Origin of the sequence: Pseudoalteromonas sp. BMB (assembly GCF_001709235.1) — a bacterium.
GTDB lineage: Bacteria > Pseudomonadota > Gammaproteobacteria > Enterobacterales > Alteromonadaceae > Pseudoalteromonas > Pseudoalteromonas maricaloris.
Window position 1 is genome coordinate 65254 of record NZ_MBQA01000158.1, and the last position, 14382, is coordinate 79635.

9 protein-coding genes are annotated in these 14382 nt (G+C 42.5%); 2 read left to right on the top strand and 7 right to left on the bottom strand.

Annotated elements, in window-relative coordinates:
- Positions 1-2: 2 nt before the first annotated feature.
- A complete protein-coding gene (locus BB427_RS10115) occupies positions 3-1268 on the bottom strand; it encodes an ABC transporter substrate-binding protein (protein WP_039492844.1) in 1266 nt (421 codons plus the stop codon).
- A 137-nt stretch (positions 1269-1405) separates the two neighbouring features.
- On the opposite strand from BB427_RS10115, the gene BB427_RS10120 reads away from it, so the two are divergent.
- Positions 1406-2326: a GGDEF domain-containing response regulator gene (locus BB427_RS10120; protein ID WP_039492845.1), complete on the top strand. Its 921-nt coding sequence runs from the start codon at positions 1406-1408 to the stop codon at positions 2324-2326.
- Positions 2327-2902: 576 nt separating this feature from the next.
- Here BB427_RS10120 and BB427_RS10125 read toward each other — a convergent pair.
- The 4 genes from BB427_RS10125 to BB427_RS10140 all read right to left on the bottom strand — a co-directional run bounded on the left by BB427_RS10125 (position 2903) and on the right by BB427_RS10140 (position 8587).
- Positions 2903-4330 carry an ATP-binding protein gene (locus BB427_RS10125; RefSeq protein WP_069020594.1) on the bottom strand — a complete coding sequence of 476 codons (1428 nt, stop codon included), beginning with the start codon at positions 4328-4330 and terminating at the stop codon, positions 2903-2905.
- Positions 4331-4340: 10 nt separating this feature from the next.
- The gene (locus BB427_RS10130; protein WP_069020595.1) at positions 4341-6452 is read right to left on the bottom strand and encodes a DDE-type integrase/transposase/recombinase; all 2112 of its coding nucleotides are present in this window, start codon (positions 6450-6452) and stop codon (positions 4341-4343) included.
- Complete coding sequence (locus BB427_RS10135) at positions 6442-7263, bottom strand: heteromeric transposase endonuclease subunit TnsA (RefSeq protein WP_069020596.1); 822 nt, start codon at positions 7261-7263, stop codon at positions 6442-6444. Before BB427_RS10135 ends, BB427_RS10130 begins: the two co-directional genes overlap by 11 nt.
- Positions 7264-7399: 136 nt before the next feature.
- Positions 7400-8587: an NAD(P)/FAD-dependent oxidoreductase gene (locus BB427_RS10140; RefSeq protein ID WP_069020597.1), complete on the bottom strand. Its 1188-nt coding sequence runs from the start codon at positions 8585-8587 to the stop codon at positions 7400-7402.
- A gap of 543 nt (positions 8588-9130) precedes the next feature.
- Between BB427_RS10140 and BB427_RS10145 the strand changes: the two genes are divergently transcribed.
- Positions 9131-11281, top strand: coding sequence for a S8 family peptidase (locus BB427_RS10145; RefSeq protein ID WP_069020598.1), 2151 nt, complete (start codon positions 9131-9133; stop codon positions 11279-11281).
- A 220-nt stretch (positions 11282-11501) separates the two neighbouring features.
- On the opposite strand, the gene BB427_RS10150 is transcribed toward BB427_RS10145, so the two are convergent.
- Together BB427_RS10150 and BB427_RS10155 are read right to left on the bottom strand one after the other, a co-directional pair.
- Positions 11502-13424, bottom strand: a complete 1923-nt coding sequence (locus BB427_RS10150) for a methyl-accepting chemotaxis protein (protein WP_069020599.1) — start codon at positions 13422-13424, stop codon at positions 11502-11504.
- 162 nt (positions 13425-13586) lie between these two features.
- Entirely contained in the window at positions 13587-14342 is a 756-nt protein-coding gene (locus tag BB427_RS10155) for a class I SAM-dependent methyltransferase (RefSeq protein ID WP_069020600.1), read from the bottom strand.
- Positions 14343-14382: the final 40 nt, after the last annotated feature.

Consider the following 14382-nt stretch of genomic DNA (forward strand, 5'->3'; position numbering starts at 1 on the left):
CCTTATGCGTTTAATAATTCATACCAACGATCTAGACTGTAATCGTAGTTTTCCATGACTGTATTCCATACTGCAATGTTCGAAAATCGTTTAGTGTAACTTCCACCATCACGCAATTCACCTGTCTTGACGATGACTTTTCCATCCGTTCCTTTTAGAGGTGTTGTTGCAGGTTTGCCGTCATACCAATAACTCCATTCAGGTTCAGACATCATGGGCCTGCTACGCTCTGGATTTGAGATGTAATACCCTTGTCTCGCGATAAATGCTCCAGGGTACCCTGAGAGCCACCAGTTCATGTAGTCATACGCTGCGTCTTTGACCTGACCGTGTACATGAGATGAGAGACACATAACACCATGCCATGCCCTATATCCTTCTTTTGGTGACGCATAAGTGATCGGTAACCCTTGGCCCCTACAAGCGCTAACTCCAGGCGAGAACATACTCTGAATATGCACTCTTTTATCTAACATGAACTGCACCGACTGCGGAACTGAAGTCCAAAAACCAGAAAAATGCCCTTTTCGCTTTCTTATCAGCAGAATCTCAAAAAGCTTATCTATTTCGTCAATAGTCATGTTTCCTATATTTTTGAAAGTAGCCAAGCCTTTAGCTTGTGCTGCTAACGCTAAATCAAAAATACCGATAGTTGGCGCATTAACCACAGCTGTTTTTCCTGCATTTGATTCATCTAATAACCAACCCCATGACTCAGTTTCATAAGCGCTACCTTGTGGAATAAAGTCAGTGTTGTAACCAAAGGAGTCAACATTGTGCACATAGGGAAGAAAGCTTATTTTTTTCGTGGGATTGTTAGCTAGAGTTCCATCCTCTTGAACATACAGTAATTTATTTGGAGCGTCACCTGCACCAACTTTAGCTGATGGTATAAGCCTACCAGTCTTGGTTAGTGCATTTATTTCAGGCCAGTAAATAAGCCTTTCAATATCAATAGGCTGTATGGCACCGGCTTGCCAAAGTATATTGATGGAATCTGACCATTGCTCATAAAGGTCAAATGTAGCAGGATTTGCCGCCGCCCTTTGAAGAACCGCCGCGCTACCCATGGGGTAGAATTGGATATCTATTCCTAGCTCTTTCATGGCGCGCTTGCGTAAAGGTTCCTGTAACGTAACGTGTGTTCCCATTACACGAAGAGTTGTTCTATTCTTTGCGAATACATAGGGGGCTTTTATTGCAGCCGCCGATAAAGCTACCCCAAGACCAACTTTGCTTAAAAATTCCCTTCTTCCAATCTCTTTCATATAGAATTACTGTGTTTACATAGCGTGTTATTAAATATAGTTTATGATTACAGTAACCGCGGATAATATCCCAACTTTATTGGGTTACACGGCATACACGATTGCGTTATACCTAACAACACGGAATTGAAATACCTATGTTTGAGGAAGTAGCAGAGCTTAGTGACTGTACGATCGTCGTCGTCGAAGACTCTCCATTAACACAAAAAGTTCTATGTGCCTGCTTGGAAGATATTTGCAAAATAGTGGCATTTGAAAGTGCCGAAAAAGCACTAGACTATATTAGATTAGCCCTACCAGACCTAATCCTAATGGATTGGATGCTAGATGGTATAACCGGTATCGATGCATGTAAAGAGCTACAAAAAGATCCTATCACTGCACAAATTCCCGTAATGTTCGTCACCTCAAATATAAAAGAAAACCAACAGGAAATGTGCTGGGATGCAGGCGCTGTCGACTTTATTAGTAAACCCATAGTAGCGCGGACGTTATTTAATAGAGCGATAACTCACTTAAAATACAAGAAGCAGGCAGATCAACTTCGTGAATACTCTTATGTAGATGGTTTAACCGGCGCTTTTAATCGGAGGTTATTTGACTCGGACTTAGAGAAACATTTTCGAGGTGCAAAGCGAGCTAGTAGCCACCTTAGTTTAGTGATGATAGACGTAGATTACTTTAAACGATACAACGACGAATATGGCCATTTACAAGGCGATGACGTGTTAAAGACCTTTGCTTTAGTGACGCAAAGGCATATAAGGAGGCCAATGGATGCATTGTATCGCTATGGTGGAGAAGAGTTCGCTATTCTTTTACCAAATACACCTAACGGTGCTGCAATGGAGATTGCTCGGCGTATCACTCAATGCTTTTTGGATGAAAAAATAGAGCATAAGCACTCACCGTTTGAATATGTTACAGTAAGTGCTGGAGTAGCCACCTACGAAAGTAACACTAAAATACACGAGTTAAAAGATTTAATCGATACCGCCGATTCAGCTCTCTATGACGCCAAAACAGCTGGACGTAACAGGGTATGCGGTAGGGGCTGAGTGGTGTTCCACAGGCGTTAATGATGCCTTGTTGTTTGGAAGAACAATATTCTTTGGTTGAAGAGCAAAGCCTTAGGCTCACCCACTTATATTCTACCTACTATTAATCCCTGTACTAAAGGCGGTGAAATTAATAATCACATTTCTCCAAACTTCATACATAAAAAGTTGGTGTCGGGCGAGGATTGTCTCTATTGCATTACATGGCTTAAGATTCTTCTTAATGCTAGGTTCCACTCCGCTCTTTTGCCACATCATAGCGCACAGCAAAGTGCCTTCGTTAACCTTGATCTACAAAACAGCGATAGAGTCCCTTGTCAGTGATATTTTCAATTATTCTCAATGTTTCCCATAAGGTGACATAAACGCCGCCAATCAATGAGTTCAATTTGAGACTAGTCATTTTGTGATGTTTGCGTGGTTAGCTTTGGCACCATTGCTACGCTCAAAGTGCAATTTTTTGGTTATCAAGTTCAAAATAGTTGTAAGATCAGAGTAATAAGATAGATTATATTTATTCCAATTGCCTTTCTCTACAAAAGAGCAATGTCTGAAGCTCATTGATAAGCCTATTTATCACTTTAGCTCACCTAAAGGGTCATCAAGTACCGTATTTGTGCCTTTTAATAGAGAAAACCCTTCATCTTGCTCTGCAATGTCTTGGAACAAACAAGGGTTGGCTATCCGATCTGGGAGGTCTACAGCCCCCAAAAGTTCAACTATACTTGATTCAAACTCTGGATGTTGGGGTCGAGTAACGTCAGCAATTGGCGTTCTGGTTGGTGCAGATAACTCCAGCTCTTTGGGGGAGTTCTGGTTGCGATTCCCAGTTGGCAATGATACAGACTCTCTAAGAGTCTGAATTTCAGGTGTATTGCGAGATAACTTACAAGCTCTTGCATAGGCAATATCTAACACGGCTGGCGTTATTCTCTCATCCGCTAAGGGATCTAAAATAACCATTCTTTGGGCTTCTCGATATATGCGATGAGCAATATCCAAATTGCCCAAAGAAAGCTTATACATCTTGTCACTCAACTCAGGAGTAAGTTCGTTGTATACCTTGGTCCACTGTATTTCCCACAGCTCTCCAATAAAAACGTCCCATTCACCGCTTTCTCTTGTTAACGGCTCAAACTCAAAGTATCCAGCACTTTCAGCTCGACGCGCCGCTTTGAGTTGTTTCGATAAAGTTTTATCAAAAGGCGGATTAGCACAAAAAACGAGTGGAACACCCAATTTATTCACCAACTTATGAAGGAAATTCAACAAGTTATTTTCACCACCAGTTTTCTTAAGCTCCAGCCGCTGCATTTCATCTATAACAAGTACCCCGAGAAAACTTGATTTAATCCTTTGTTCAATTTGCCACAAAAGACCAGATATCGTTGCTGCTAGAGGTTCTTTTGGTTGGTTCATTGCTAGATCAAGGCTAAAAATTATATCTTCACATAGCTCTCTAACACTTGAGTTTCGAGAGCATTCTACCTTCACCCATACGACTTGTTTTGTATACTCTAGCTTTTGTCCATGATAAACATCATGTTTAATCACATGTGGAAGATAATTTAAAATTTGCTCAAGCATACAGGTTTTACCTACCCCACTTTCTCCAATGATAGTTATAGTCTCAGCCTTTGGCACAAAAAAGCCTGAAGATGGGGCAACTTCAGGAGGCTTATCAACGGGGTAATGTAAAAACTGTGAAGTGGTAGGGCTGAATGGATTTTTCCTTGAGTAGCCATCTTTTATTGCAGTTTCGATTGCTCTGAAGCATTCATAATATATAAAAAATGGTTGTCTTAATTGCTTTAATCGGATCGTATATTCTTCACGTATCAAAGGATCAGGGTTGTCTCTAATATGTTCATCAAGATCAACATAGTTGGAGAACTTTTCCAACAAATCTTCAGCCCCAAGCTTTGGAGGTAGCGCTTCAATAAAAGGGTTGCCTCGGTACTCTGGTAAAATAGCTTCATGATATTCAGCATCAACTTTTCTCACGCATTGCCCCCTATTTCCTATTCCGCCTTGGTAACATAACAACATTCTGCTGCATACTCTTTGTATCTACATCGTCGCTGGTATTGCTAATCTCTGCATCTATTTCACTGTGAGTCGTTTTATGCAATTCTTCACGGCGATTTTCACGGATATTACGAATTCTTTCGGAGCGCGTTAACGTGCTTTGTTTAGCCCTTTTCTTAGCTTGAGTTTCTAACGCCTCATGTCTGGTTTTCATATCAATCGATTCGACGGTTACGGGAGAAAGCTCTTCAAACTTTGTTATCCAATCTTGCACAAAATCTACTTCAGCCATTGGCATATCTTTGAATATGGAGTTGCGCTTCAATAAAGTACATTTAGTAAAACCCTCATTATTATTCATTCTCACATAAATATAATTTAGAGTGTTGTCATCTATTCGTGCATCGAGCGACCAACGGCCGCCTTCTCGGGCTATAGCAGCTAGGTTTTCATCTTCTATTTTTTTGCACGTATAGTACATTTCTTTGAACTGAATCCCGCTTCGAGTCATACTGGCAGTTTCCGGAGGTAACAACTTAGCTATTGCCTCACTAAATGAGACTTGGTGAAGGCTATGTCGATGATTGGCTAAATATACTTTCCATGTATTGATTGGTGTGGGTTTTATATTTTTTTCGACAAGGATTGGGTTGTCAAAAACAAGTTTACTCAAAATATCACGGTTATGTTCTAGCACAGCTTCTATCAACATGCTCGTCACTTCATATAAGGTATATATTGACTCTTTACGAGGGTCGACATCACCGCGTACGACCTTTCCTCCGCGTGTTGTACCAATTAATTGATGAAGTAGCTTATCATTGATGGTTTTAAACCGTCGCTCCACAAAGCTCTTGTAATCGGGCCTATATGCAGGAGCGAAACTTAACTCAGCGAACGGCGTGATCTTTTCCCCTGGCTCTAGCCCAATCATTTCGCCATTGTCACATGTAAAGTAAGCAGGTACATGCGAGCATGGCCACTCGGATTCATAAATGTTGACACCGTATTGAGCACAAAACTCAGCTTTAGGAGTAAAACAATTAACAAAAGCTTGTCGCGCAGCACGCCAAGAAGCATGATAAAGAGAAACGTGCATTCCCGTTATCATTCGAGTTGCGCAATCAATAATATAATACACTGTAGGCCGCCCTAAGACGTACCTTGGACTGAATTCAGATATAACATTTATATCAGCCACCGTAGCATCTACTTCAAAGCAGCTACCCGGCACGAGACCATCCTGTAACGGGCTCTCTAACAATGCTCTTTTTTTAAGATTATAATTGTGATCGGTATTGCGTAGCCGAACTTCCATATTTTTCTCGACCAACTTACCTTTCCAATATTTAAATTGCTTATAAGAAGGTATATGAGGAGCTCTATCACATGCATCTGCGATTTTAACTTCATCGGCATGAAATTGCCGTAGATAATCCCTGTAGCATTCAGTAAGATACTTTCCATTTGGCTTTAAATAGTATTTCTTTAAAGTCTTTAGAATGTTCTTTTTATCTGCTTCTCGAATAATGTATTTTGGTGCTCGTTCAAACATCAATGTTCTAGAAGTGCGTGGTGCACCAAGTGGGGTTTCTTTAGCTATTCTTGGCTTGCCATAGCCACCACTGTTTGCATACGCAGGCAACAGCGCATTTTTACTTTGCCCGAAATGCCAGTAACGACTTAACAAACGGGACAAGCTTTTTCTGTCATAGCCAATTTGCTTTGAATGTTGTGCCAGTTTCGATGTTCTTTTTGAACATGCATAGTCTAATATGAACTGCTTGTCAGACACTAAGCTTCTTATCTTTTCATAGTTCGAATTTCGCCTTTCAAGGTTTTTAGGTTCGATTTCTTCGTCTGAAACGAGCAAAAATGCAGGTGGAGTAATGTCAATTTGAATTGCTCTACCTTCTTTGTTCCATGTAATAAAGGTAGGCAGGTGAACCGTTATAGGTCTACACGTACCAACAGTTTCGTTTAACTCAAAAAGAATGAGACAGTCTAAATCAGCTCTCACCTCTATGATGCGAAATACTCCATTTAAGTCACTCTCAGAGGTTTCTATTTTCCATGTACTATTTATTTCAAGCACCATATAAAGACCCACTTTGACTCTGAGCCAATGATAATATTTCTATAGTGTTAGATGTAACAATAGAGTAATCCAAATCAACATTAATATACTTTTCAGCAATGAGGTATCGCAATACATATAATCCATCAACACCTCTTCCTTTCAAGCTCAAGTTCAATTCGCTGCATAATTGAGAAAGCAAGTACTTTCCTTTGGATAGAGCTCCTAGTGCTATTTCAATATCTGCTTGTGTAATATCTACCGCACCAGAGCGAAAAGGACTTGTTGCCCACTTGATATTAGCAGCCTGAGCTTTAGTAATCTCATTACCAGTGAAGAAAGAAAATTTTATCCCCAAAAGCTCCCATATGACTCTCTCAATATCCAATTTTTCTGATATTCTTTGGGTTAGTTTTTCGTCTGGTTTAACTGATATAGCGTGAAAAGATGTATCGCCAGCACATTGACGGGTCAACAAAAAGTCTGTCGTCATTATGTTAGGCACATCCGTTCCCGTTACTATTGGGTGAGGAACGCCAATTGCAGACGCAACTTTCTGTGATAACGTAAGCGGAAGTAGGGGGAACTGCTCTCGGATATCAATGACTGAATCACTAAATTCAGCAATATAAAAAAATTCAGATTCTCTTCCTGATAAAAAATGATGATATCGCTTTATTTTTCTTCCAAAAGCTGTTGATTTTTTTCCTTTAGAATTAACGTCTTGTATTCGTAGCCATGGCTTATAGGCTTCTTGCGTGCCAATACCATACTTTTTCTTGAGCGAGCGATTAAAATCTTCAATACTCGCTAGCCGTCTGCCTCTCGCCATTAACTCTGCCTACTGCTCTAGTTTTCATTATCAAATATAGCTCTAGCTCTCACTACGGGCAAACTTTATTATCTTTTTAATATTTACGGGCAAACTTTATTGCTAACGGGCAAACTTTATTGTCTTTTCACACTAGCTAACAAGCCTGTCCGCATGCCCAGCCGGAGCTCCATGCATATTGGAAGTTATAGCCCCCGAGCCATCCGGTGACATCGGTTACTTCGCCGATAAAGTACAGGCCTTTTTGTTTTTTAGCTTCGAAAGTTTTTGAGCTTAATTCGTCGGTATCTACACCACCTAACGTAACCTCTGCGGTGCGATAACCCTCTGTGCCATTTGGTTTTATTTTCCAGCTAGTGAGGGTTTCTGTCAGTTTTTCAATCTCTGTGTGGCTGAGTTGGTTGGCGTTTTTATCTGGGATGCTGCCGTCGCTTATTAAGGCCTCAATAAAGCGCTTTGGTAAGATGGTCGAAAGCAAGTTCTTCAGGCTCTTTTGCCCTTGCTCACTACGCCAGTCATGAAGTTGTGCTTGCACATCTAAGTCAGGTAGTAAATTGATGCTAACAAACTCTCCTGCTTTCCAAAATGAGCTGATCTGCAAAATTGCGGGGCCAGATAAGCCTCTGTGGGTAAAGAGAATATTTTCTCTAAATTGGATACCGCTTTCGCTGGTCACTAGGCTATCTACGCTAATACCAGACAAACCATCAAAGCGTGCTTTGTCGTGATCATGGAGTGTAAATGGTACAAGCGCTGCCGTGGTTGGTAATACCGTTAAGCCAAATTGCTCCGCTATTTTGTAGCCGATTGGCGTTGCGCCAAGTTTTGGCATGGTTAGGCCACCAGCGGCGATCACCACTGACTCGCAGTTAAAGGTTTGAGTTGTGGTTTTGACTAAGTAGCGACCATCAGCTTGATGCTCAACCGCAAGGACTTCTTGACGTAAGTGAAGTGACACGCCCGCCCAGTCACATTCGGTAAGAAGAATATCTACAATGTCTTGCGCGCTATTGTCACAAAACAACTGCCCAAGTGTTTTGTGGTGGTATGCAAGACCGTGGCAGTCTACCAGTTCAATAAAATCATGTTGGGTATAGCGGCTCAAACACGACTTTACAAAGTGTGGATTTTTACATAGATAGTTAGCAGGTGAAGCATTTTCGTTGGTAAAATTACAGCGGCCACCGCCACTGATCAAAATTTTACGACCAGGCTTTTTTCCCATATCAACCACTGCAACTTGTCGCCCCCGGTATCCAGCCTGTGCAGCACACATCAACCCTGCAGCACCTGCGCCGATAACGACTACCTCTATTTGTTGCATAAACTCACTCAACTTTTTATCTAAGATTTCTACACTTACCGTTTTGCCAACAGTTTAGCTTTAAGCGGCAAAATCGCGACCAAGCGAAAATTATACCTAGATTCTTTATCTAATCACAGCTGCGAATATCAATAGCCACTCGCATACCTTTTAAACACTTGTAAACATTATGTCAGCGCTACCATTTCTTAAACCCTCAAAAATAAGAAAATGCAACTAGGACAACAAAAAAAACCAATCTTTAATACTAAGAAAGTCTCCACTCTATTGGCTACAAATGCTTCACAAAGTTAAAAACACTATTTTGTTTACAGTCATTTACAATGTAACTGAAATTTATTCACTCTCTCACAAAAATGAAAAATATCGATTAAAAACAATACAGTAAGAATTTTTTATAGCCATTTATCCATCCACATATAACTAAAAAATTAGTGCAAATAACAAAACAGCGCTTTCTTTTTTTTAACTAGGAGTTTACTTTCACTGACCATCAGCTTTTTATTAACAGCTGAACAACAAGTTAGAAACTAGGGAAACATTATGACAATCAATAAAAACTTTAAGCGCGCTGCACTAAGCGTCGCAGTGAGCGCATTATTCACTGCAACAGCAGTTACAGCCGCACCAGCACAATCAATTGGCCAAGATGCAGCGCTTGCAGCAACGGCACAAAAACTATCATCACAAAGCACGCTTGGTACACAGTTCATCATCAAGTACAAAGATGCTGGTTCGCAAATGATGGGCCTTTCAGCTGCGGATCTTGCTCCTGCTAAAATGCAACAACGTGCAGAAAGCTTTGTACAAGGCTTTAAGAGCAGCAAAGCGAGTGCTCGCGCTCAGTACGTACGACCAATGGCTCTTAGCAATCACCACGTTATGCGTGCTGACAAAAAGCTATCAGCAAAAGAAGCACAAGCATTCATGAACGAAGTGATGGCTTCTGGTAATGTTGAATACATCGAAATTGACCAAATGCTAAAGCCATTCGCAACGCCTAACGATCCTCGTTATAACGATCAATGGCATTACTACGAAGCTGCTGCTGGTATTAATGCCCCTGCAGCGTGGGATAAAGCAACAGGTCAAGGTGTGGTAGTTGCGGTACTCGATACAGGTTATCGTCCACATTTAGACTTAGATGCCAACATTCTGCCTGGCTATGACATGATCTCTAATACCTTTGTTGCTAACGATGGTGGCGCACGTGACAACGATGCTCGTGACCCTGGTGATGCAGTCACTCGCGGTGAATGTGGAACAGACTCTTCAGGTCAACCTGTTCCACGCGCGGATCAAGACTCAAGCTGGCATGGTACACACGTAGCGGGTACAGTTGCTGCGGTTACAAATAATGGTGAAGGTGTAGCTGGTGTTGCATACGACGCTAAAGTAGTGCCTGTACGTGTTCTTGGTAAATGTGGTGGTTTAACGTCTGATATCGCTGACGGCATCATTTGGGCATCTGGCGGCTCGGTATCTGGTGTGCCTGCAAATGCTAACCCTGCTGATGTTATCAACATGAGTTTAGGTGGTGGCGGTGCATGTAGCGCAACCACACAAAATGCAATCAACCAAGCACGTAACAACGGTACAGTCATTGTTATTGCGGCAGGTAACGACAACGATAACTCAGCAAACTACAATCCAGGTAACTGTAATGGCGTAGTAAACGTAGCATCTGTAGGTCGTGATGGTAGCCGTGCTTACTACTCAAACTATGGTGCAAACATCGACGTTGCCGCTCCGGGTGGCGCGCAAAGTTTTGCTGATGATCCTGAAGGTATCCTATCTACCCATAACTCAGGCTCTGGTGCACCTTCAAATGATAGCTACCATTACTCACAAGGTACGTCTATGGCGGCACCTCACGTTGCGGGTGTTGCTGCGCTAATCAAGCAAGCAAAACCATCTGCTACGCCTGACGAAGTAGAAACTATCTTGAAAAACACTACACGTAGCTTCGCTGGTAGCTGTTCAAACTGTGGTACAGGTGTTGTTGATGCAGCCGCTGCGGTAAATGAAGCTTTAGGCGATGTTGTCACGCCGCCTACAGGTAATACACTTGAAGATGGTGTAGCGAAAACAGGCTTAAGTGGTGCAGCTGGTAGTGATCAGTTCTTCACTTTCGACGTACCTGCAGGTAAAACCAATGTTACCTTCACCATGAGCGGTGGTACTGGTGATGCTGACCTTTATGTAAAACTTGGTAGTCAACCATCTTCAAGCAGCTATGACTGTCGTCCATATGAAGATGGTAATGCCGAAGTTTGTAGCTTTGACGCACCTCAAGCTGGTACATACCATATAATGATTAACGGCTATAAAGCTTATTCAGGCGTAAGTTTAGTTGCGGCGACTTCGGGTTCTAGCACAGGTGGTCCACAAGCAGGTGGCGGTACAATTGAAGATATTTCAGCTTCAAGCGGCCAGTGGGTTCATTACACAATCGAAGTACCAGAGGGTATGAGCGACTTCACCGTGAAAACATTTGGTGGCTCAGGTGACGCTGACTTATTCGTTAAGTTTGGCTCACAACCTACAACAAACAGCTATGACTGTCGTCCATATGAAGGTGGTAATACAGAGACTTGCGTAATCACTAATCCGCAAGCGGGTACATGGCACCTAAGCATTAATGCTTACCGTACGTTTTCAGGTCTAACGTTAGACGCGCAGTACAAGCCATAAGCAAAAATTAGTAGGCTCAGATTGAGTCTTCTTTCCCCAACGAGAGGCCGCATTTGCGGCCTTTTTTAATTATTTTGTTGTCGAGATAAATCTCGACCTACAAAACGCGCTGGTAGGAACGAGTTTACCTCGCGATCTTTTAACTGCTCGCCGCGTGAAGCGGCTCCGACGTTTCAGCTTATGCTGTCGAGATAAATCTCGACCTACGGCACAATCCTGATTACTGCAAACCTAAAGTGCCCCTGATCTCTCGCATTTTCTCTTTAAGGCTTTGTTGAATTTGCTGAACTTGCTCATGTGAGCTATTAACCTGACCTTTCATGCTGTCCATGGCGTGGCCAAAGGTATCTAGTAGATCTGATTGCTGATTGGCAAGATCCATTGCATGGGCGGCAACTTGGTTGGCGCTTTGTGCGCTCTCTGCCACACCTTCTGAATTGCGTTTCAACTCTTGTGCATGGCCTGTTTGCTGCTGTGCCTCATCTGCCAAAGCCGAGATTTGTGTCGATACTTTGTTTGAATTATCACTCAAAACATTTAATTGCTGGTGGATATCTGTCAGTGAGGCTTGTGTTTGCTGTGCAAGCTTTCGTACTTCGTCCGCAACGACCGCAAACCCGCGACCATGTTCACCTGCGCGAGCCGACTCAATCGCCGCGTTGAGCGCGAGTAGGTTCGTTTGTTCTGCGATGGAGCTGATCATATCAATCACTTTACTCACATCTGAAACACCATTAAGTAATTCATTTAAGCTCTCTAATCCCTGCTCTACCCGCTTTTGCGTGGTAGATGAAGCACTCAACATAGCATCCGCATAGGACACACTTTGTGTCATTGCTTCAAAGGTGTTATTTGCATTGTCGGCAACTTGCGCGTTGATTTGATTGGCATCCGCCCCAAGCGCTCTAAGCGAGTCAAGCTGTGCTTGGTTTTGCTCCACCTGCTCAAACGTGCCTCCAGCTTGTGCAGAGATCTGCGCCAAGTTAGTGTTCATCTCCTCCATAAAGGTATTGATCACACTCAGCATTTCTGAGCGTTCGTCCGCTTCTGCTCGCTGCCTATCGATTAACTGATTAAAGTAACTCGCAATTTCGCCAATTTCAGTGTCTTGGTTTTTACTTTCAATATTACGTAATTCATTGCTTTCGATAAGCTGAGCGAAGCCATCGCGTAGTTGTCTTAGCGGAGTTAATACTTGATTGAACTGCACAAAATAGACACCACCTGCAAGCAGTACGAGTAACCCAATAGCCACACCAAACAGCATAAATACATTGGTTTTTACGTCAGCCTGCTCTGTTTTTAAGTTGGTTTCTGCTTGCAGGATATTCTCTGAGATTGCTTTAATATCACCTCGCAGTGCCAGCATGCCAGCTTGGCGTTGTTTGGACTGCTGCAAGGTGTTTTCTAAGTCGCGGGCATAACGTTTAGGCCAGCTCACAAGCTCTGCTTTTATTTCTAACGCTAAGTCTTCGGCTTCGGCACCTAAAAATAGCTCGTCTTCGTCTACCTCACTCATTACCCCTAAGTTTTCGAGTCGGTCTATTCGCGCGGCAATATCCTGCAAACGGCTTAAGCTCGACATCAAACTCTGCTCGGTTTGCTGTTCGTAAGCCATAACTAATTGGTAGGTATATAAGCTCAAATTCGAGACTTCGCTAAAGTAGTCTGAAGCGAGATTAAAGTAGGATTCTTTGGCAGCACTATCTTGTGCTTTAATTGCGTACTTAACGAGACTCGATGCTGAACCTGACATTTGTCTGAGCGCATTATCCAACAACGCAAGTTCATTACCAGAAAGCTTGCCAAGTGCACGGTATTTGCCTGCAATATCTTGTTGTAGTTGTGTGAGTTTAGTTTTAAGTTGCTCAGCAAGCGCTGGTGGCAACTGCTCTACACTTTGCTGTAATGCTTTGATTTGTTCATCAGCCTTACTTAAATACTGACTGTCGCCCGCACTCAAGTAATCTTCTACTGTACCCTCAAGCTCGATGATCACCGCATTTTTAACTTGATTGTAAGCGGCGTCTTGCACATCAAGCTCGGTTAATACTTGGCTCGCCCAAAACAGACTCGCCCCAAGTAGAATACTCGCAGTGGTCAATAATATTGCCAATAGCCGAGTAAATGTAGACACGCGCATAGAATCACAACCCCTTTATCAAAATGCTCCGCAAGAGTATTAAGGATTTATGACAACTTGATTAAATCTGGTTACCTTTTCTGTACAATAGTACAAAACCATACTTTTTGCGTATATCCATCTAGATATCTACTGCACAAAATTAAATCAGGTAGTGGTGTGCTATTTCATTGCGGCATTAACATAAACGTCAAAGCGGTTTTTCTTGGTTTTTATTTGCATACTTGGCGTTTTATCATTTAAGAAGCCAGCGTAGTCTGGACGTTTTACCACAACCCTTTTAGCGGCTAACTGCAAAGCAAAAGGCAAAAGTGCATCCGCATCCAAGTCATTGCCAACTAAGTCTTGGAATACACGCATTTCTTTTTTCACTTGCGCTGACTTTTCACGATGCGGAAACATAGGATCAAGAAACACTACATCTGGACGCCAACCCGCTTGCTCTAGCAAGTCATGGCTGGAGCCAAACTCCAGTCGCATAGTTGACTGCACCCACTCGCCAATTTCAGCATCTTGATAGGCGCGTTGCAAGCCGTCATATAGCAGCGCTGCGACTACCGGGTTACGCTCGTGTAGCACAACTTTGCAACCCATAGACGCAAGCACAAAGGCATCGCGTCCAAGTCCCGCAGTTGCATCCAATACCGTAGGCACAGCACCTTTATTTAAACCCACTGCTTTTGCAATTGCTTGCCCTTTACCACCACCAAATTTGCGTCGATGAGCTACTGCGCCAGTCACAAAGTCGACTCGGATAGCACCGAGTTTTGGCTCATCTTTTTTGAATAATTGTAAGCCTAGCTCATCATAAACCAATTGAAACTCCGCCTCGTTAATATTAAGCGCGGATAAATTAAACAGCTTAGTTAGCGTATCTAGGTAGGATCTGTTTTCTTCAAAAGGGGTGTGAATATACAAGCTAAGCTCCCAAGGGTTACCAACCGTGGCAGTATACCCC